The organism is Corallococcus interemptor (assembly GCF_003668875.1).
GTDB classification, from domain to species: Bacteria; Myxococcota; Myxococcia; order Myxococcales; family Myxococcaceae; genus Corallococcus; species Corallococcus interemptor.
Map to the genome: position 1 here is coordinate 1 of NZ_RAWM01000051.1, position 19,044 is coordinate 19,044.

Annotated in this window: 11 protein-coding genes and 1 pseudogene; 8 read left to right on the forward strand and 4 right to left on the reverse strand. The window is 72.4% G+C overall.

Translation table 11 applies throughout. The annotated features are described in order from the left end of the window. The coding region (locus tag D7X96_RS19590; protein WP_244219655.1) for an alpha/beta fold hydrolase at nucleotides 1–800 on the reverse strand (800 nt) is incomplete at its 3' end. Nucleotides 801–1,043: 243 nt separating this feature from the next. On the opposite strand from D7X96_RS19590, the gene D7X96_RS19595 reads away from it, so the two are divergent. After that, nucleotides 1,044–1,409 carry a hypothetical protein gene (locus D7X96_RS19595; protein WP_120546236.1) on the forward strand — a complete coding sequence of 122 codons (366 nt, stop codon included), beginning with the start codon at nucleotides 1,044–1,046 and terminating at the stop codon, nucleotides 1,407–1,409. A 22-nt stretch (nucleotides 1,410–1,431) separates the two neighbouring features. Here the strand turns inward: D7X96_RS19595 and D7X96_RS19600 are convergent, their stop codons facing one another. Together D7X96_RS19600 and D7X96_RS19605 are read right to left on the reverse strand one after the other, a co-directional pair. Beyond that, the gene (locus D7X96_RS19600; RefSeq protein WP_120546237.1) at nucleotides 1,432–5,112 is read right to left on the reverse strand and encodes an AAA family ATPase; all 3,681 of its coding nucleotides are present in this window, start codon (nucleotides 5,110–5,112) and stop codon (nucleotides 1,432–1,434) included. 206 nt (nucleotides 5,113–5,318) lie between these two features. Then, on the reverse strand, nucleotides 5,319–6,467 hold the full coding sequence (locus D7X96_RS19605) for a hypothetical protein (protein ID WP_120546238.1): 1,149 nt from the start codon (nucleotides 6,465–6,467) through the stop codon (nucleotides 5,319–5,321). A gap of 349 nt (nucleotides 6,468–6,816) precedes the next feature. Between D7X96_RS19605 and D7X96_RS19610 the strand changes: the two genes are divergently transcribed. Next, nucleotides 6,817–8,844: a YgiQ family radical SAM protein gene (locus tag D7X96_RS19610; RefSeq protein WP_121770420.1), complete on the forward strand. Its 2,028-nt coding sequence runs from the start codon at nucleotides 6,817–6,819 to the stop codon at nucleotides 8,842–8,844. Nucleotides 8,845–8,933: 89 nt separating this feature from the next. Beyond that, complete coding sequence (locus tag D7X96_RS19615) at nucleotides 8,934–9,440, forward strand: hypothetical protein (protein WP_120546240.1); 507 nt, start codon at nucleotides 8,934–8,936, stop codon at nucleotides 9,438–9,440. 8 nt (nucleotides 9,441–9,448) lie between these two features. On the opposite strand, the pseudogene D7X96_RS19620 reads toward D7X96_RS19615, so the two are convergent. Continuing rightward, nucleotides 9,449–11,024 (reverse strand): annotated as a pseudogene (locus D7X96_RS19620) (ATP-binding protein); the annotation flags it as partial. Nucleotides 11,025–11,291: 267 nt separating this feature from the next. On the opposite strand from D7X96_RS19620, the gene D7X96_RS19625 reads away from it, so the two are divergent. From D7X96_RS19625 to D7X96_RS19645, 5 genes are all read left to right on the forward strand, one after another. Next, nucleotides 11,292–12,272: a ChaN family lipoprotein gene (locus D7X96_RS19625; protein ID WP_121725219.1), complete on the forward strand. Its 981-nt coding sequence runs from the start codon at nucleotides 11,292–11,294 to the stop codon at nucleotides 12,270–12,272. An 85-nt stretch (nucleotides 12,273–12,357) separates the two neighbouring features. Beyond that, entirely contained in the window at nucleotides 12,358–12,753 is a 396-nt protein-coding gene (locus tag D7X96_RS19630; protein WP_120546242.1) for a hypothetical protein, read from the forward strand. Between the two features lie 14 nt (nucleotides 12,754–12,767). Then, nucleotides 12,768–13,298, forward strand: a complete 531-nt coding sequence (locus D7X96_RS19635; RefSeq protein ID WP_121770421.1) for a hypothetical protein — start codon at nucleotides 12,768–12,770, stop codon at nucleotides 13,296–13,298. Nucleotides 13,299–13,408: 110 nt separating this feature from the next. Then, the gene (locus tag D7X96_RS41010) at nucleotides 13,409–13,831 is read left to right on the forward strand and encodes a hypothetical protein (protein ID WP_244219656.1); all 423 of its coding nucleotides are present in this window, start codon (nucleotides 13,409–13,411) and stop codon (nucleotides 13,829–13,831) included. A gap of 218 nt (nucleotides 13,832–14,049) precedes the next feature. Then, entirely contained in the window at nucleotides 14,050–19,020 is a 4,971-nt protein-coding gene (locus D7X96_RS19645; protein WP_244219657.1) for a hypothetical protein, read from the forward strand. Nucleotides 19,021–19,044 lie beyond the last annotated feature (24 nt).

The following is a 19,044-nucleotide window of genomic DNA, read 5'->3' on the forward strand; positions in this document are numbered from 1 at the left end:
TATAAGAGCCAGGCGCTGCCTTCGTCCCGCCCCAGCTCCCGGGCCGTCAGCGCCGCGAGCCCCGCGGGCGCGAGCGCCTGGAGCCACGGTGTGAGCAGCCGCGCGCATTCCTCCGGATGTGAGAAATAGGGAACGTGCCCCGCACCGCGCAGCACGTGAAGCGGCGTGCCCTCCGGCAGCGACGCGGCCAGCCGCGAGAGTGACGACGGCGGCACCAGCACGTCGCGGTCCCCCTGGATGCACACGCAGGACACCTTCAGCGGGCGCAGGTCCGGCGGGGGCGGCTCCGTGTGGATGGCGAACGCGCGCCGCAGCGTCGTCAGGCGCTCCAGCGCCGTGGTGGGCACCACGTCCGCCACCTGATCCGCCGGCACCGGCCGCCACGCCGCCAGCGATGCCGCGACGCGTCCGGGACGCCCCAGCACGGCGATGGGCCCCATCATCGCGATGAGCCTCCCGCGAGGCCCCACGTGCTCGGTGCGCGTGAAGGCCCCCAGGAACGCGACGCCGCGCGTCGCCCCGCCCGCGGCCAGGTGCGCCGCCACCATGCCGCCAAAGGAGCTGGCCACCACCGCGTCCACGTTCCCCGTGACGCGCAGCACCTGCTCCGCCAGCGCCCGCGCGCCACGGGCCGCGTGCTCGCCTTCCGGGTACTCGACCAGCACGGGACGCGCTGCGTCTGTCAGCTGGAGGGCAAGCTCACGAAAGCCCGATCCACGGGCGCCCAGTCCCGGCAACAAGAGGACGCGGGGGCCTTCGTCATTCCCGCCCAGCTCTGTCAGCTCCACCGTGCGCCGCATGTCTCCTGCCTTCCCCAGAAACGCGCCGGACAACACCGGGGACGCCCTGGGTCTGCCCGCGCCCACCCGGTGGCACACCCGACCCACGGGCAATACGCCGCGCCCCCGGTGGCTCGCTTGCCAGGACGGAGAGTGATACATGATTCATCCCACCACCCTTTTCCAGCGTCACGCTGCACGGTGTCTGGTGGCCAAGGATTTTCGCGTCCAGCGTTCTGACAGCATGGGGGCGAAGGGTTAAGAATGGTCACCGTGAATCTGCATGCCTTCGGGGAGTTTGTTCGCAAGCATCGTCCGGCCCTGGAGGTTCGGGCCGCGAAGCTTTGCGCAGGGAGCGCGGTCGACTCCACGGAGCTGGTCGGCGAGACGCTGGAGCGGGCGCTGTCCGTGTTCGAGCGGCTGCAGGACCAGGACACCGCGTCCGTGACGCAGTGGCTGGATGGCGCCATGAGCCGCTGCTTCGCGCGGATGGGCGGACAGCTGCCGGACGCGCGCGCCGCGGCGCCGGACCTGCAGCAGACGTTCGACCTGCTGCGCGCGCGCTTCCGTGAGGTCTACGCGCAGCCGGCGTTCGGCAAGAGCGCGGGCGTCACCGGCTGGCGGATGTAACAAGTCCCGCGCCCTGGATGTTTCAGGGCGCCGGGCGGTGGCCCGCCAGCGTCTCCACGTAGGACGCGGCCACCCGGAGGAAGCGGCCCCCACGCACGCCGGTGAGGTACTGGCGCTTCATCGCGCGGGTGGCCCCCACGTAGAACATCGCGCGGCGGATGCGTTCGTTCTCGCGGTCGTTGCGCTGGCGCGCTCCCGCCATCCACGCCTCGATGGAGTCCAGGGCCTCCAGCCCGGCGAAGAAGACGACGGGGCACTCGTGGCCCTTGCAGGAGAACACCGTGGTGGCGCGCACGTGGTCCACGCCGCTCACCCGGAAGTCCGTCACGTCCCGTCCGCCCTTGCCGCCGTAGGCCTCCGCGGGCACGCCCGCCTTGCGCAGCGCGTCCGTGAACGACGCGGGCATGACGGGGGCCACCACCAGGATGTCGCCCGGGTGGACGCCCTCCTCGCGCACCAGCCGGGCAATCTCCTTGGCCACCCAGCGCGCCTCGCTGGCGCTGGAGGCGAAGTCCTTCACCTGGGGCAGCACGCCGCCGCGCTCGGTGGACTGCACGCGGTAGAGGCCCTCCAGCGTCTCCTCCGGCAGCCACAGGAGCCGCTCGCGGGCCAGCTCCCCGGCCTTCATGTATTCGCGCATGCCGGGGTCGGTGACGCGGTGCTGGCGCAGCGGGTCCAGCACGACGTTGAAGGCCACGTCCAGGATGTCGCGCGTGGCGCGGAAGGTCTCCTTGAGCACGCGGGTGCGGCCCCGGAAGGACAGCCCTTCGGGCAGCTGCTCCTTCAGGCTGTCGATGGGCACCTGGCCATAGACGTTCTGCGAGTCGTCCATGAACAGCTGGAAGCAGCGGGACTCGCGGCCGTCCGCGTCCACGCGCGGGCGCACCAGCGCGTGCAGCGACGCCAGGCCCCTGGCGTCCATGTCCTGCGCCTCGTCCACGAAGACGGCGTCGAAGGCGTGCGGCTCCAGGCGCCGGAGCGCGCCCACGTGCTTCACCGTCACCTGGGCCCGCAGCGGACGCACCTGCTCCGGGGGGGCGCGCACGGTGAGCGCCTCCAGGAGCAGCTTCTCCACGAGCGGCGCGAGCGAGCGGTTGTAGAAGGACACCAGCACCCGGGCGCGCGGGTTCTCCAGCAGGTAGCGCGCGGCCCAGTGCGCCAGCACGTACGTCTTGCCGCTGCCGGCCACGCCGCGCACCAGGTGGTGGCCGTCGTCGAAGCGCCGCTCGAAGAGGGAGACCTGCTCCTGGGTGAAGAGCGGCCCGGTGTCCCTGCCGCCCGCGATTTCGCCGCCCAGGCCCACGGGCACCAGCGGCGGCGGGGGCGGCGGAGGCGGACGCGGCGTGGTGGCCAGAAGCTCCAGCCTCGGCGGCGTGCCGGCGTGGACGCGCACGCGGGGGAGCAGCGACAGGAACCGCGCGGGCACGGGTGAGGCGCGGGCCTCCGCGCGCGAGGCGAGCACCAGCAGGTATTCCTTCGCGCGGCTGGCGGCGACGTTGAGGATGGGCACCAGCGTGTGCGGCGGGAAGGGACGGCCTCCGGCCACCGTGTCCACCATCACCACGTCGTACTGGGTGCCCTGCTGGCGGTGGATGGTGGAGGCGCTGAACATGTCGTGGCGCAGCCCCGCCGCGTTGCCCAGCTTGCGCAGGAGCGCCGCCTGCGCGCGGTAGGGCGTCACGCACAGCACGGTGAGGCCCAGGCGCACGGCCTGGCGCGCCAGCGTCACGGCGAGCTCCGCGGACAGCTCGCGCTGGTAGCCGGAGCCTGTCTCGCCCCGGCCATGGGTGAGGCGGCGCGTGTCGCGGCTCAGGCCGTCCAGCACCAGCCACATGGCGCGTGACGGGAAGGCGGGCACGGGCGGGGGCTTCTGGGCCCGGTCCTTCACGAGGTCGCCGTCCTCCAGCGCGCCGCCGTAGCAGAAGTGGCTGACCACCTTCGCGATGTCCGGGTGCATGCGGTGCTGCGTGCGCAGGAGCAGCACGTCCGGGCGCTCCGCGTCCTTCACCGCGTCTTCCAGGTGGGACAGGGCGCTGGCGCGAAGCCACGTCTGGGTGCCCTTGCCCGCGCCCTCCGCCGCGCGGCTCACGGGGCCAATCTGCTTGGGGTCTCCCGCGAGCGTCACGTGCCGGGCCAGCGGGGCCAGCAACGCCGTCGCCGCGCGCGTCACCATCCCGGCCTCGTCCACCACGAGCCGCTCGAAGGTCTGCTCCCCTTCCAGCTCCGACACGAGCCGCAGGGCGCGGTGCACGGTGAGCACCATGAGGGGGCTGTCGCCCTTCTCCGCTTCCTTGAGCGTTGGGTCCTTCACGCGGCCGCGCAAGGAGCGCAGCTCCGCCTGCATGCGGGCGAGCTCCGGCGCGGCGCCGCCCCGGGCGCGCTCCAGGGTGAGCTCGCGCTCGCGCTGCTGGATGGTGTTGATGAGCTTGCTGGACTTGTTCTCCTCCACCGCCACGGTGGGCAGCTTCGCCACGGCGTCGCTCGCGCCGGTGCCGCCCCGGAAGATGGTGTGGGCCAGGGGGCGCAGGGGGATGGGGTCGCGCTCCAGGAGGGCGCTGACGCGCATCACCAGCTCATCCGCGGCCCGGTTGGTGGGGGCCACCGCGAGGATGCGCTCGTGGGGGTAGGCGCGCAGGGCGCGGGCGATGAGGTCCGCGACGGCCGTGGTCTTTCCGGTGCCGGGCGGGCCCCAGATGCTGCCCCACGGCTGGCGCCACAGCCGGTCCACGGGGATGAGCTCCGCGTCGCGGGGGGACGGCGTGGAGGGCAGCAATTCCCCCTTCGCGCGCGCCAGGGCGTTCTCGAGCGCGGGGACGCGTTCCTCGTAGGCGGCAGCGGCGGCGCACAGGGCCTCCGCGAAGTCGTAGGGCCGGTAGCACCAGCGCTCGCAGGAGAGGACGCGGCGGTCCAGGTCCTCGCCGGAGTCGGAGGAGGCGAAGACGCGGCCGGACTCGAAGTCCAGGTGGACGATGTTCCCGGCGAAGACGAGCTCCTCGCCCAGGAAGCCCAGCAGCGAGCCACCGGACCAGTCCGGATCCGCGGCGGGCACGGGCACGAGCCCCAGCACCCCGGGCCCGGCCAGGCCCACCTCGCGGGCCTCCTGGATCCGCTGCGCGCGGTACTGGCTGCGCTCGGCCACCAGCGCGTCGCGCAGGTCCTCCGGGAGATAGGTGGGCGCGACCCACTGTTCCCGGCGGCGCCCGGAGGACACGGCGGCCTGCATGGCCTCGCGCTCCGCGGGGGTGACGTCACCGGAGGCGGACACGTCGCGCGCGGGAGCCTCTTCGACAGGACGCGCGTCGGCCGCGTCGTCCACGCGGATGAGGTTCGGCGCGGGCGGCTTCGGCGTCCCAGCGTCAGCGAGGCGCGGGGCTTCTGCCTCGTCACCGCGAACGGTGGGCACCGCGCGGTTCATGCGGTGGGAGGGCGGCCTGGACGCCAGCGCCGCGGAGTCCAGCTCCCGGAAGGTCAGCGTCCGTCCCTTCGCGGATGCCCTGCCCTTCACCTCCGTGGCCTTCGGCGCGGGCGCGGCGTCCTCGTCCTCGGGCGGCCACGACGAGCGGACCCGGAGCACCGGCGCGGCGTGTTCCACCTGGACGTCGGTGTCGTACTCCACGCGGAGCACGGGCATGAGGCCATCCGGAGCACGCTCGTCCCGCGGCGCCTCCCCCTGACCCGACTCCTCGTCCGTCCTGCGCATCATACGGGGTGCTCGCGGCGCGGCCCTTCCTCACCTCGGAATGGGGCGATGCCGGGAGCCGGCCAAGCTAGGGGAGGCAGCGATCTGCGTCAACGCACGCGCAGGGCCCCTCGCACGCCTGCACCAGGGGTGAAGCCCCAACACGACAGCCCGGGCCGCGCACACTCGCGGACCCGGGCCGTCATCACCGCCCTGGAGCTGCGTGGCGACTACAGCAGCGGGCAGAGCAGCCCGCCGCCCGTGTTCGCCGGGCAGCCTTCGCCCTGGCAGTACACGGGACCCACGCCCACGGAGATGAGGCCCTGAAGGCTGGGCACCTTCACCTTGCAGGTGCCAATCGTCGCGTTACCGGACGCGTCCGCCACCGAGTACACCATCGTGTAGACGCGGCCGTTGCCCAGCAGGCTGGACTCCGCGCGCAGCTGCGCGGACTTGCGGTCCGCGCTCAGCTTGATGTCCTGGCACTTGAAGAGGGCCAGGCTGAACAGCGCGTCCTCGGACTCGTCCGACTCCACGCGGAGGATGGAGGCCGACTGCTGCAGGTCCAGCGTCCCGCCGCAGGTGTCCACCGCCGGCTGCGCGCAGTCCGCCAGCGTCACCGTCTTGTAGTCCGCGCCCAGGGTGCGGGCCAGCACCAGGTTCTTGCTCGCCCCGGCCACCGGCGCCGCATCGTCCACCACCGTCACCGTCGCGGAGCACGACGCGGAATCCATCCCGTCCGACACCGTGAGCGTCACCGGCGTCGTGCCCACCGGGTACTGGCCCGCCGGGCTGGCCGTGATGCTCAGCGGCTGCGGGAAGCCGTCCGGATCATACGAGCCATTGTCGATGGACGCCGTCGCCCCACACGACGCGTTCGCCGGCACCGTCACGTCCTTGCACAGCGCCACCGGCGCCTGGTTCACCAGACAGCCGCCGCCCGCCGCCAGCGTCAGCGACCCCGTGTTGTTCTCCTCGCTGTCCTCCGGGAAGAAGTCCACGTGGTCCGCGACCACGAACAGCTTCTGCGTACCGTCCGGCACCTGCACCGCCGTCTCGAACGCATAGCGCTCCTTGCCCACCAGCCACGGCACGTTCACCGTCGCCAGCAGCGTGCCGCCCTCGGCCGGGTCCCCGGCGTAGATGCCCGCCACCGAGGGGTCGATGCCCGTCGGTGCCTCGTTGACGATGGTGCCCGTCACCGTCGCCACCTGGCCCTCCGCGCACGTCACGCCCAGCCCGGCCACCGCCAGGTCCATGCCCGTGTGCAGCGCGGCCCTGGACTGACGCGGCCCCGCGCCCTCCTCCAGGGTTTCGGTACCACAGCCGCCCAGCAGCAGCAGGGAGGCGAAGAACGACAGAGGACGGCGCAAGGACATGACTCTCTCCAATGAGAAGGGCGGTGCCGGGTCGGGGGGAGCGGTCCTGACGCCAGACAATGACAACCAGGCCCGTGCACAATTCTCTGCCATAAACGGATTTTTCTAGCAATACGGGCAAGGCTGTACCCAGGTCCAGGTATACACAGACACCCCATTGGAGCCCCAATGACCCGGCTGTCTGTCTTTGCGAGGAGTCGAGAAACGGCGCACTCCATGTCTGGGTTTGGACGACCTGACAGGTTGCCGCTCTCTCGGGGAAGAGGGGGGCAGGCGGCCGTCGCAGTGGACAGCGCCCTCCCTGATGGGGTTGGTTGGGCCCTCCCCGGCTGTTGAGGGGACCTACACCATGGCCTCCATCGCTCCCCGCTATGCCCACCCGTTCCTCCCCGTCACCCGCGCCGACATGCAGGCCCGGGGCTGGGAGCAGTGCGACATCATCATCGTGAGCGGCGACGCCTACGTGGACCACCCGGCCTTCGGGCCGGTGCTCATCGCGCGCTTCCTGGAGGGGCGGGGGTTCAAGGTGGGGCTCATCCCCCAGCCGGACTGGCACTCGGCGGAGCCCTTCAAGGCGCTGGGGGCGCCGCGGCTCTTCTTCGGGGTGGCGGCGGGCAACCTGGACTCGATGCTCAACCGGCTGACGGCCCAGAAGAAGAACCGCTCGGAGGACCAGTACAGCCCGGGCGGGCGCACCAACTGCCGGCCGGACCGGGCGTCCATCGTGTACGCGCAGCGCTGCCGCGAGGCCTTCCCGGACGTGCCCATCGTGCTGGGCGGCATCGAGGCCAGCCTCCGGCGCATCGCGCACTTCGACTACTGGAGCGAGAAGGTGCGCCGCTCCATCCTCTTCGACGCCAAGGCGGACCTGCTGGTGTTCGGCATGGGCGAGCGGCCCATCTGGGAGATCGCCGACCGGCTCAACAAGGGCGAGCGCATCGAGGACCTGAAGGACATCCGGGGCACCGCGCACCTCATCAACGACGCGGCCATGAAGGCCCTGGAGGCGGACCCGGCGAAGCGCGCGGCGGACCACGGCAAGGTGGTGGTGCTGCCCTCCTACGAGGACGTGGTCGCGGACACGCGCGCCTTCGCGGTGATGAGCCGGGACTTCCAGATGGAGACCAACCCCGGCAACGCGCGCGCCATCGCGCAGCGCCACGGCAACCGCGCCATCTACATGAACCCGCCCGCCCGGCCGCTGGAGGACGGCGCCGGACAGAAGCCCGGGGACACGGCCACGGTGGCCATGGATGAGCTGTACGACCTGAAGTTCAACCGCGTGCCGCACCCCATGTACAAGGAGTCCATCCCCGCGTACGAGACGGTGAAGCACTCGGTGGTGCTGATGCGCGGGTGCTTTGGCGGCTGCACCTTCTGCTCCATCACGGAGCACGAGGGCCGCGTCATCCAGAGCCGGTCCGCGCAGAGCGTGCTGCGCGAGGTGCGCGAGGTGCGGCGCATGGGGGACTTCCGGGGGACGATTACGGACCTGGGTGGGCCCACGGCGAACATGTACAAGCTCAAGTGCAAGAGCGAGGACATCGAGAGCCGCTGCCGCAAGCTGTCCTGCGTGCACCCGGGCGTGTGCGAGAACCTCCAGACGGACCACGGGCCGCTCATCTCGCTGATGAAGCAGGTGCGCGAGGAGCCGGGCGTGAAGCACGTCTTCATCGCGAGCGGCGTGCGGTACGACCTGGCGGAGCGCTCGCCGGAGTACGTGAAGGAGCTGGCGGCGCACCACGTGGGCGGCCAGCTGTCCGTGGCGCCGGAGCACGTGTCGCCGCGCGTGCTGGAGAAGATGAAGAAGCCCGGCATCGAGAGCTTCGAGCGCTTCCAGCACATGTTCGCGTGCGCCAGCGAGGACGCGGGCAAGGAGCAGTACGACATCGCCTACTTCATCAGCGGCCACCCCGGCTCCACGCTGGAGGACATGGTGATGCTGGCGCAGTGGCTGAAGGAGAAGGGCAAGCGCCCCCGCCAGGTGCAGGACTTCATCCCCACGCCCATGTCGGTGGCCACGGCCATGTATTACACGGGCCTGGATCCGCTGAAGATGGAGCCCGTGTACACGGCGAAGGGCCTGCGCGAGAAGCGGCTGCAGAAGGCGCTGCTCCTCTACTGGAACCCGGAGCACTGGCCGCTGGCGCGCGAGGCGCTGAAGCTGGCCGGGCGCGAGGACCTGATCGGCCGGGGCCCCAAGGCGCTGGTGCCGCCGGAGTCCGCCGCGGAGGCCGCGCGTCTGCGCCGTGCCTCGGAAGGTGCGAACGCGGACGAGGGCCTGGCGACGAACGCGTGGCCGCGTCCCGCGCAGCCGCGTCCGTCCGGGCCCCGGGGTGGGGGCCGCACGTCGCGTCCGGGGCCTCGCGGGCGGTAGCGGGCCCCTGGCTTTCGTTCCGGGGGGAGGCTCGGGTATAGGTGCGCCGCGTTTTCTTCAAGCGGCCACACCGCCGGAGCCACACAGCCATGCCCAGGACTTCCCAGGAGCAGTCGCAGGAGCGTCACGCGTTCCTGCTCGACCTCTTTCGCAACCAGCCGGACCTGAGCCGTCAGGACGCCCTGGAGAGCTTCAAGGACCGCTTCGGCGCGACCATCAACCTGCGCACGTTCAACGAGCTGCGCGACCAGGCGAAGAAGGAGCTGGCCTCGCAGCCCGCCGCTCCGGCCGCCGCCCCCAAGGAAGAGGAGCAGGACGTGGACGTGCAGGACGAGCGCGCGGAAGTGACGGCGGAGGACGCGGGGACGCTGCTGAAGGCCGCGGCGGCTCCGGAGCTGCACGCGGGCACGGCCCCGGCGCAGAAGAAGCCGAAGGCGAAGGGCCCGGGTTCGCGCAACGTGTTCGTGGACGCGCCCGCGGATCAGCTCCAGTTCCTGGAGCGCGTGGTGCAGCAGCTCCAGGAGGCCGGTGCCGCCAACGTGCGCATCGACCACGCCACCGACCGGTGGATGGTGCTGGTGGTGGACTCCAAGTAACGCGCCGTTCAGGCCTTCGGGCCCGCCAGGGGCAGTGACACCGTGAAGGTGGCGCCGCCCCCTGGCGTCTCGGACACACCGACGCTGCCGCCGTGGGCCTCCACCGTCAGGCGCGCGCACGGGCCCACCTGCTCCACGTGCACCTCCACCGGCTTGCCGGGCCCGTACTTCAGCGCGTTGGACAAGCGCCCCTGCACCACCTGCGCCAGGCGCGCCCGGTCGAACCGGCCCCGCACCGGACCGGCGATGCGCAGGAGCACCTCGCTGCCCTCGCGGGACACCTCCTCCCGCAGCTGCGCCACCTCCTCCGTCACCAGCGCGGAGAGGTCCACGTCCTCCACGTTCAGGCTCACCGGCCCCGAGGCCAGCTGGGACACGTCCAGCAGCGTCTCCACCACCGTGGCCAGAGGGCTTCACCAGGTAGTCATCCGCGCCCGCCTCCAGCCCCTCCACCGAGGCCTCCTCGCCCGCGCGCGCCGACAGGAGGACGAAGGGAATGGCCCTCAGCCGCGGATCCGCGCGCAGCTCGCGCAAGAGCCCGAAGCCGCCCAGGCGCGGCATCATCACGTCGCTCAACACCAGGTCGGGTGGACGCGCGCGGATGGACTGGAGCGCCGCGTAGCCGTCCTCCGCCGTCTCCACCGTCACGGACGCGGCCAGGAGCCCCGTGATGTACGTGCGCAGGTCCGCGTTGTCGTCCACCACCAGCACCCTGGCGGACATGGGGGGCAACAGCGGCGCGGCCTTCGTGCCTTCCCGCGCTCGCGCGCCCTCCTCCGGGGACGTGCCCAGCCAGCCGCGGATCTCCTCGACGTACGCGGACGCGCCTCGCGGACGGGTGTGCGCGGGCCCCGAGCCCTGGGAGACCCGCTGCTCGCGCGGCAGGTGGCCGTGGCCCAGGGGCACCGAGACACAGAACGTCGTCCCCTGCCCCAGCGTGCTCGTCACGCCCACGGTGCCGCCGTGCAGCTTCGCCAGCTCCTGCACCAGGCTCAGGCCAATGCCGCTGCCCTCGTGGCTGCGGGAGCGGGCGTTCTCCACGCGGTGGAAGCGGTCGAAGATGCGCGGCAGCTCCGCCTCCGGGATGCCGCTGCCGGTGTCGCGGACCGTCAGCCGCGCCTGGCCGTCGTCGATGCGCAGCCGGACGTGGACGCCGCCCTCGAACGTGAACTTCATCGCGTTGGAGAGCAGGTTGAAGACAACCTTCTCCCACATCTCCCGGTCCACCCAGACGGGCTCCGGCAGGGGCGCCAGGTCGGTCGTGAGGGTGAGCTGCGCGCGCCTCGCGATGGACTCGAAGTGGCTCACCAGCTCCGCGGTGAAGGCGGACAGGTCCGTGGGCTGGAAGGCCGCGCGCACGCGTCCGGCCTCCGTGCACGTGAAGTCGAGCAGGGTGTTGACCAGCTTGAGCAGCCGGCTGGCGTTGCGTTGGACGAGGGACAGCCGCTCGGACTGGAGCGGCCCCAGCGGCTCCACCGTGTCCGCCAGCGCGTCCTCCACGGGCCCGAGCATCAGCGTCAGGGGCGTGCGGAACTCGTGGCTCACGTTGCTGAAGAAGGCTGTCTTGGCGCGGTCCAGCGCCGCCGGCTCCGGAGGGTTCTGTTCGTGGGGCGGACGGCTCAGGGCAGGCTCGGAAGGTGCGGGACGCGTGGAAGAAAAGACCTGGGGTGGACGTAGCGAGCCGTTCTCCCCACTTCAACGCCGGACGTCGCCTACCGAGCAGGGCTCTTCCCGGGGGGACCGTGAACCTGCCCGCCGCTTCTCCATGGGGGCGGACGGCTTCTGTCGGGGAACAAGGGCCCTGGCGCTTTGAAGCAGGCAAAGCGGACGCGGTCTGGGTGAGATGACGGGATGACGCGAATCCCTTTCATCCTCGTCCTCGCGCTGTCCTCGGGCTGCGCCAGCCGGCAGCAGCCCTCCCCTCCTCCGGCGCGCGAGTGGGCCACGACGCTGTACCGGGACCACCCGCTGGCCGGACGCATCTGGGACGTGGCGGCCGGACGCTTCGTGGACGAGAGCGCCCTGCGCGCGGCGGTGGTGCCCGCGCGCTTCGTGCTCCTGGGCGAACGGCATGACCACCCGGACCATCACCGGCTCCAGGCGGAGCTGGTGCGCGCGAGGACACACGGGGGCCAGCGTCCCGCGCTCGCCTTCGAGATGCTGGACGTCACGCAGCAGCCCGCGGTGGACGCGGCGCTGAAGGCCCATCCGGAGGACGCGCAGGGGCTGGCGAAGGCGGTGGACTGGGCGGGCAGCGGCTGGCCGGACTTCAGCCTCTACGCGCCCGTGTTCAGCGCGGGCCTCCAGGCGCACCTGCCCATCGTCGCGGCCAACCTGCCCCGCGCGCGGGTGCGCGAGCTGGTGATGAAGGGGCCTGAAGCACTGCCCTCGGACCTGCGCTCGCGCCTGGGCCTGGAGGCGCCCGTGCCGGAAGCCGAGGCGAAGGCCGTGCGCGAGGAGCTGGACCGTTCGCACTGCGGGCAGCTGCCCCAGGAGATGCTGGAGCCCATGGCGCTGGCCCAGCGGGCGCGCGACGCGATGATGGCGGACCGGCTGCTGGAGACCGTCACGGCGGACGGCGCGGTGCTCATCACCGGCAACGGCCACGTGCGCGAGGACCGGGGCGTCCCCGCGCACCTGGAGCGCCGCGTGAAGGACGTCAGCGTGTTGAGCGTGGCGCTGCTGGAGGTGTCACCGGACGCGCTCGAGCCCCAGGACTACGCGGCCGCCGTGGGCGCCACCGCCCTGCCCTACGACTACGTGTGGTTCACGCCGGCCATGCCGGAGGACGACCCGTGCAAGGCGCTGCGGGCGCGGAACAAGAAGCCATAGCGTGTCAGACCGTGTTGGTACGGGATTGGGCGGCACCGCGAAATGCGCGGTGCCGTCCCCTGTCACAACAGCCTGGAGACACACCATGTTCATGAAGAAGGCAGCCATTGGGTTGGGCCTGGCGATGCTCGCGGTCGGCGGCAACGCCTGGGCAGGCTTCAAGCAAGGCTTTCCCGTCGTCATCCACACCTCCGTGAATGCTTTTGGTGGAGACATTGGAGCCATCCGCAACACCGCGGACAACATGCAGTTCATCCAGATCACCTTCGAGGGCCGGGTGATTGGCAACAACTCGGTCATGTTCTTCGTGAGGGACGCGAGCGGGAATTCGGCCATGTGCAGCAGCAGCGACCCGAAGATCCTCGAGGCGGCGCACTCCATCACCTCGGACTCCGCCATCATGGTCTACCACGACGGCGCGGGCAGCTGTAACAACGTCCAGGTCATCGCCACCTCCGTGAACCCGCCCAAGCAGCCGTAGCGGGAGGCCGTGTCATGACCATGGCATCCAGGGCCTTTCAGCTGGCCATGCTGCTGGCGGCCGCCGGAGCGGGCTTCGGCCTGTCCCGGTGGGCGCCTCCACCGGCCACCACCGATGAGACACCCAGACAGCTGGAGCGGCTGGAGGGCGAGCTTCGCGCGCTCAGACAGGCCCTGGAAGCCACGTCGCGTCCCGCTCCGCCCGCAGTGGCGGGGCTGGACGTGGCGGCACTCCGGGACGACCTGCGCAGGATGATGCGGGAAGAACTTCAAGCCACCCGGGACGAGATCTCCTCCTCACCTCCCGAGGAGAAGCCCAGGCCCCCGCCGCCCCTGCCCCCGCGCAACCCGGAGGCGTTCGCGAAGGCGAGCCAGCTCGTGGAGCGGAGCATCTCTTCACGGCAGTGGGGGGAGCAGGAACGCGGAGAGCTCATCACCCTTCGGCCCCAGCTGACGACGGCGCAGTTCCAGGAGCTCTTCCAGAAGCTCGCGGTGGCCATGAACAGCCAGCAACTGCGCGTCACCACCCGCGGCCCCCCGTTCTGAATCCACCCCGAACAGAAGGGATGCAGCTTGATTTCTCAATTCAAGACAGCTTCGCGCAATCCAAAGAGCATCCGGGTTCCCCGGATCGGCTGTCTTCCCCGTCCAATGGCATGGGTGATCCGGCGCTGAAGGACACGGCGTTCGTGCGGCTGGACGTGAACACTGCGGCGAGCGTGCCGGGTCACACCTGCGCGGCGGACAACTCCTTCGCGGATGACGGCACGCTGGAGAAGTCGCAGGGCACGGGGATGCAGGGCGCGGCCTGCACGCGCACGCCCGCGGCGGAGGCCAACCCCCCGGCGGTGACGGACTGCGCGGAGGGCTTCGCGTGCTCGGACCTGTTCACGGAAGCCCGGCAGTGCCTGAAGACGTGCGACCCGATGGCGGCGGTCCCCGGCTGCCCCACGGGCACGGTGTGGGGTGTGTACGGCACGTGCATCGAGCAGTCCGTGCTGGAGCCCCTGGGCTTCGCGTTCGACCCCGCCCGGATGGGTGAGACGTGCAGCAACGGCTACACCGGGTTCTGCGGGTAGCACCACCGGCTGGTGCTACCCGGACGGTCTGTAATCCGGACGTGGGAGGGAGCCCGGCCGTGGAGGCCATGGCCGGGCTCCTGAAGTGACAGTGTCACCACGGACGGTACTGAGGGTGTGGGCGGCCCGGTATGATGACGCACATGCTCTGTCCTGCCTGTACGGAACCGCGTGCGCCGGCTTCCGGGCCCTTGTGCCCGGAGTGCGGCGCCGCCCTCGTGCCCGCCGCCGGGCGGCACCTGGATGACTTCGTGCTGGCGCGGATGCGGCGGCGCATCGAGCACTGGCGCTTCGATGGGTTGTTGGATGCGGACACGGCGGCCCGGCTGGAGGCCTCGCTCGCGGCGCCCGTGGAGGCGGCCGGGGTGAGCGTGCCGGAGGTGCCCGTGCCTCCGGTGGAGGAGGCTCCGGCCGTCGACCCGGCGGTGCGTGTGGAGGCCTGGGCGGATGACGTCGCCGGTTCGCTGCGCCGCGCGGGGGGATGGCGTCCGGGGTGGCTGGCGTCGCTCGCGCACTCGCTGGACGAGACGGCCCGGGCGGAGCGGGAGCAGGCGGCCCGGGTGGCGCTGCGGGTGTCGTCGCCGGACGTCGAGTCCGCCAGCGAGGAGGACCTGGGGTCGGCGTTGGGTTCGGGGCAGGCGTTGTTTGGCCGGGGGCACCTGGATTCGCTGGGAGGCAGCGGGCTGGAGGCGGTCATCGCGCTCGATGAGGGCGACAACCCTCCCCGCCTCAACGAGTACATCTGGTGGTTCCTGGGCGCGGTGCTGGTGCTGGGCGGTTCGCTCATGGGCGTGCGCGAGGCGTGGCGGGCGCTGGGCGGAGTGCCCCGGCAGCTCATCGTCACGGGCGCGCTGCTGGGCTACCACGCGGCGTTCATCGGGCTGGGCGCGTTCCTGGCGCGGCGCTCGCGTTCGGCGGGGCGGGTGCTCGCGGGCATCGGGCTCGCATTGCTGCCCGTGGTGTTCATCGCGCTGTCGGCGCTGGTGGCGCTGGCGCCCGCGGCCGGAGTGCCCGCCGCGTTCGGCGTCGCCGCCGTGGCGCTGCTGCCGCTGAGGGCCGCGGGGCGGCTGTGGCACGGGACGTCCACCGCGTCCCTCGCGGTGGCGCTGTTCCCCTCGCTCCTGGCGGGGCTGCCGCTGATGGGCTGGGACGATGCACCGTGGCTGCGCGCGCTGTGCGCGTTCGCGGGCGTGGTGGCGCTCGGCGCATCGCTGTGGCGGACGCACCGGGCAGCGGAGGCCGGGAGAGCTTCGTTCGTCGGGGTCGGCGCCGCGCTCTACGGTGCGCTCTGGCTGGCCGTTTTCGGTGTGGCGAGCGCGCCTTCCGGGTTCGATGCGATGGAGCCCGGCGGGCCCTTGTTCGCGGGCTTCGTGCTCTGGGCGGTGGCGCTGGGTGCGGTGGTGGCCGCGGGTGCATCCACGGAGGCCGTCCGGGCGCTCCATCCCCGCGCGGCTCCGGTGTTCGAGACGCTGGCGCACGCGGTGGTCGCCAGCGGCGCGCTCGCGGGGGCGCTGGGTGCCTTCTCGCGCTTCCCGGGCGAGGACACCTGGGTGGATACGGCATCCGCCTGCACGCCCGTGCTGGCCGCGCTCGTCTTCTTCCTGCTGGAGTTCCGCCGGCGGGCCCTGGTGCATCCGGCCGTCATGGCCTCGCTGCTCGCGGGAGCACTGGTCGCGCGCGTGCAGGCGCCCGGCGACCCGGCGTGGTGGTGCTTCGGCGTCGCGGCGGTGGCCGCCGGGCTGGTGCTCCTGGCCCGTGTGACGTCCTCGGGTGTCCTTCGCAACCGGATGCTCGCGTGGGGCGTCGTCGTGTCGCTGGCGACGATGCCTGCCTTCTCCGTGGTGGCGTGGATGCAGGGGACGGACGCGCCCTGGCCCCAGGCGTACGCGGGCGCGGTCATCGCGGCCGCGGCCCACCTCGCGGGGCGGTGGCGCTGGCGGGGCCTCCACTACCTGGGCGGTGTCGCGCTGCTCTTCGGCGCGCTCTCGGCCGTGGACGGGACTCCGTGGCTTGCCTCCAGCGCGGCGGGCCTGGGCGTCTTCTCGCTCGCGGCGGTGCTCTACGGCCTCGCCGGGCTCGCGCAGTCCGCGTGGCTGGCGCGCCAGGGGCGGAGTGATGCCTTCCGGCCCCTGGAGGACCTGTCGCTGGTCATCGCGGCGCTCGGCGTGGCTTGGGCCCTGGGAGTAACGCCCGTGCTACCGGACGTGCTCCCGGGGCTCTCCGCGTCCCAGACGGCGCTGCTCGCCTGCGTGCCCACGGCGCTGGCCGCGGCGGTGCTGCTCTTGCGCGTCCGGCGCGAGGGCAGCCGGATGGTCAGCTTCCTGGCGGCCACGGGACTCGCGCTCACGGTGTCCCAGGGCCTGGGCACGGTCTCCGACTTCGTCTCCGCGCGGGCCGCGCTCGTGGCTTCGGGCCTGGGCTTCGGCTTCACGCTCTTCGCGCTGCTTCGCGGCCAGGACTTCGACAAGGTGAAGGGCCGGCGGCTGCTGGACGTCCTGCCCCTTCCGTTCGGCGCGCGGGGACGGCCGCTCTTCACGGACGGCTTCGCGGCGGCGGCGCTCGTGCAGGCCGCGTTCGCGGTCATCACGCTCCTCAACTGGGTCGCCACCTCCAACGGCGCCGAGCGCCCGGAGGCCCTGCTCGCGGGCGCGCTGCTCACGGCCGGTGCGCTGCTGGCGTTCGTGTCGCGCGGCTTCGTCGCGTTCCAGGTGCGCGGCTCCGTGGTGACCTTCGCCATGGCGGGCGGCTTCATCGCGCTCACCGGGGCCGTCAACCGCGCGGGCCGGCCGCTTCCGCCGGACGTGTCCGCCTGGCGCCTGCCGCTCATTGGCATCGCGCTCTGGGCCCTGGCGCTCTTCTTGCGGCGCGTGGGGCCGTGGGTGGCCCGGCGGCTGGAGCGGCCCCGGCACGGGCCCCTGTACCACCTGGTGCCGCACCTGGGCATGGCCGTGCTGGCCTTGCTGCTCCTGCGCTCGGCCGTCGTCGTGGGACTGCCGGGTCCATCCCGCGCCATGGCCCTGGTGCCTCCGCTGCTGGTGCTGGGGCCCGCGCTGCTGGGGGTGCTGCTCGCGGCTTCGTTCCGCTCGCGGTTCCTGGCGCACGTGGGGCTCCTGCTGGGACTCCCCGGCGCCGCGCTGTGGGCCGCGCAGTCGTCGCTGCTCGGCGGCGAACTGGTGGCCCTGCTGCCTCCCAGTGGGCAGTGGATCCGCGCCACGGCGGCGCACCTCATCAGCCCTTCGCTGAGCTGGCTGAACCCCGCGGCCTGGATGCCTCCGGGCCTCACCCGCGTCCTCCTGTGGCAGCGCGCGTTCATGGGCGTCGCCGCCGCCGGGCTCGTCTACGCTGGCTTCGCGGCCGCGGTGGCCCGGGTGGACGCGGGCCGCGCGTTCTTCCGGCGGCTCCTGTCGCTGGGCACCGAGGACAGGCCGGGCCCGTTCCTCCAGGCACTCCGGAAGGAAGCCCTCACCGCCGTGGTGCTCGTGGCGGCGGCGGCCTTCTTCCAGCCCGGCATGACTTCGGCGGAGCTCGTCCTCGCCACCGGCATCGTGCTGTTCCTGGGCGGCGCGCGAGGGCCGGGGCGCGGCGTGGCCGGCGCAGGCGCATTGCTGCTCGTGCATGCCGGAGCCCACCTGGCGCCGCACTTCGAGGCCTGGCCCGGGCCCACGCTGGCGCTGCTGGGGCTCGCGGTGGTGGTCATTGCTCCGTGGCTCGCGAAGCGGCGGGGCCATGACGAAGGCCGCGCGCGGCTGCGTGCCCACCCGGCCGCCCTACCCTACTTCATCGCCGCGACGGTGTACGCGCTGGCCGTGACGGGAGAAGCGTCTCCGACGACGGCCGTCCCCGTCCTCGTGTGGCGGATGGCCGAAGGGCTGATGGGCGGGTGGATGGTGTCCTTCGCGCTCCCCCTGACGCTGGGGCTCTGCGCGGCGGCGCTCCTCGTCGCGGCGTTCCAGTGGCGCGGGGCGCTCGCCGGGTTCATCGCGGGGCTCGGGACCCTGGCCGCTGGAGGCGCGGTCGTCGCCACGGGCATGGCGGTCCTCACGCAGGCCCTGCTTCCCTGGGAACCCGCCTACCTGCCCCTGTTCGCCCGCTCCGGGGCCGCGCTGGCCCTGGCCGCCGCGGGGAGCGCGCTGGTCCTCCACGCCGCTCGGCGCGTGACGTCCCGCCGCCGGAGCGACATCGCGGGGGGCATGGGTTGGGGCCGCGACCTGTGGCTGGTGGCGAGCGCCGCGCTGCTCGCCGCCGTCGCCGTGGGAGGCCAGGCCTCCGAGGACGTGCTGCCCGTGGCGCTGGGGGCCATCGCGCTGGCCGTGGGCGTGTCCCTGCACGCCGCGTGGCGCGAGCACACCGGCCGCCACGTCTACTTCGTGCAGGTCGCGGTGGTGGGCGTCTACGCGCTGGTGCGAGGCCTCTACGCGCAGGGCCTGCGCCCCGAGCACGACGCCCTCTTCGCGCTGTCGCTGGGCTTCATCCTCGTTGGCGTGACGGTGCTGGCGCGCCGCGCGGGCGTGCGCCCCGTGGAGGAGGCGACGCGGCGGTTCGCGGCCCTGCTGCCCGTCGCGGTGGCGTTCATCCTCCCCGCCGATGCCACGGGCGACGCCGCGCTGCTCGCGGGGGGCTCCGGCCTCCTGTACGCGGCGCTGGGCGCGGTGGAGCGCAGCCGCATGTTCGGCGCGTTCGCCGCGGCGGCCTGCAACCTGGCGCTGCTCATCGCCGCGCTCGCGTTCGGCCTGGAGGGGCTGGAGGTGTACCTGGCGCCGCTGGGGCTGCTGCTCCTGATGATGGGACAGCTCTTCACGTCCAGCCTCCCGCACGCGGCGCGCAACGCGGTGCGCATCCTGGGCGGCCTGCTGCTCTACGTCCCCGCGGCGGCGAAGCTGGCGGCCCGGATGGGCGAGTCCGCGGATGGCACGTATGCCATTGTCTTCGGCGCCGTCTGTCTTCTGGGCGTCGCGGTGGGCATGGCCCTGCGCATCCGCGCCTACCTGGCGCTGGGGACGCTGTTCCTGCTCCTGGACGTCGTCGCCAACCTGCTCGACGCGGGCCTGAGGGACCACCGCATCGGCTTCGCGGTGATGACCCTCACCGGGCTCACCATCGTCACCGGGCGCGTGATGGCCACCCTCAAGCGGCAGGAATGGGAGCTGCTCCTGAGCCGGGTACGCGTCCAGCTGCGAGGGTGGGACTGAAGACCCGTCAGGACGGATTCCGTG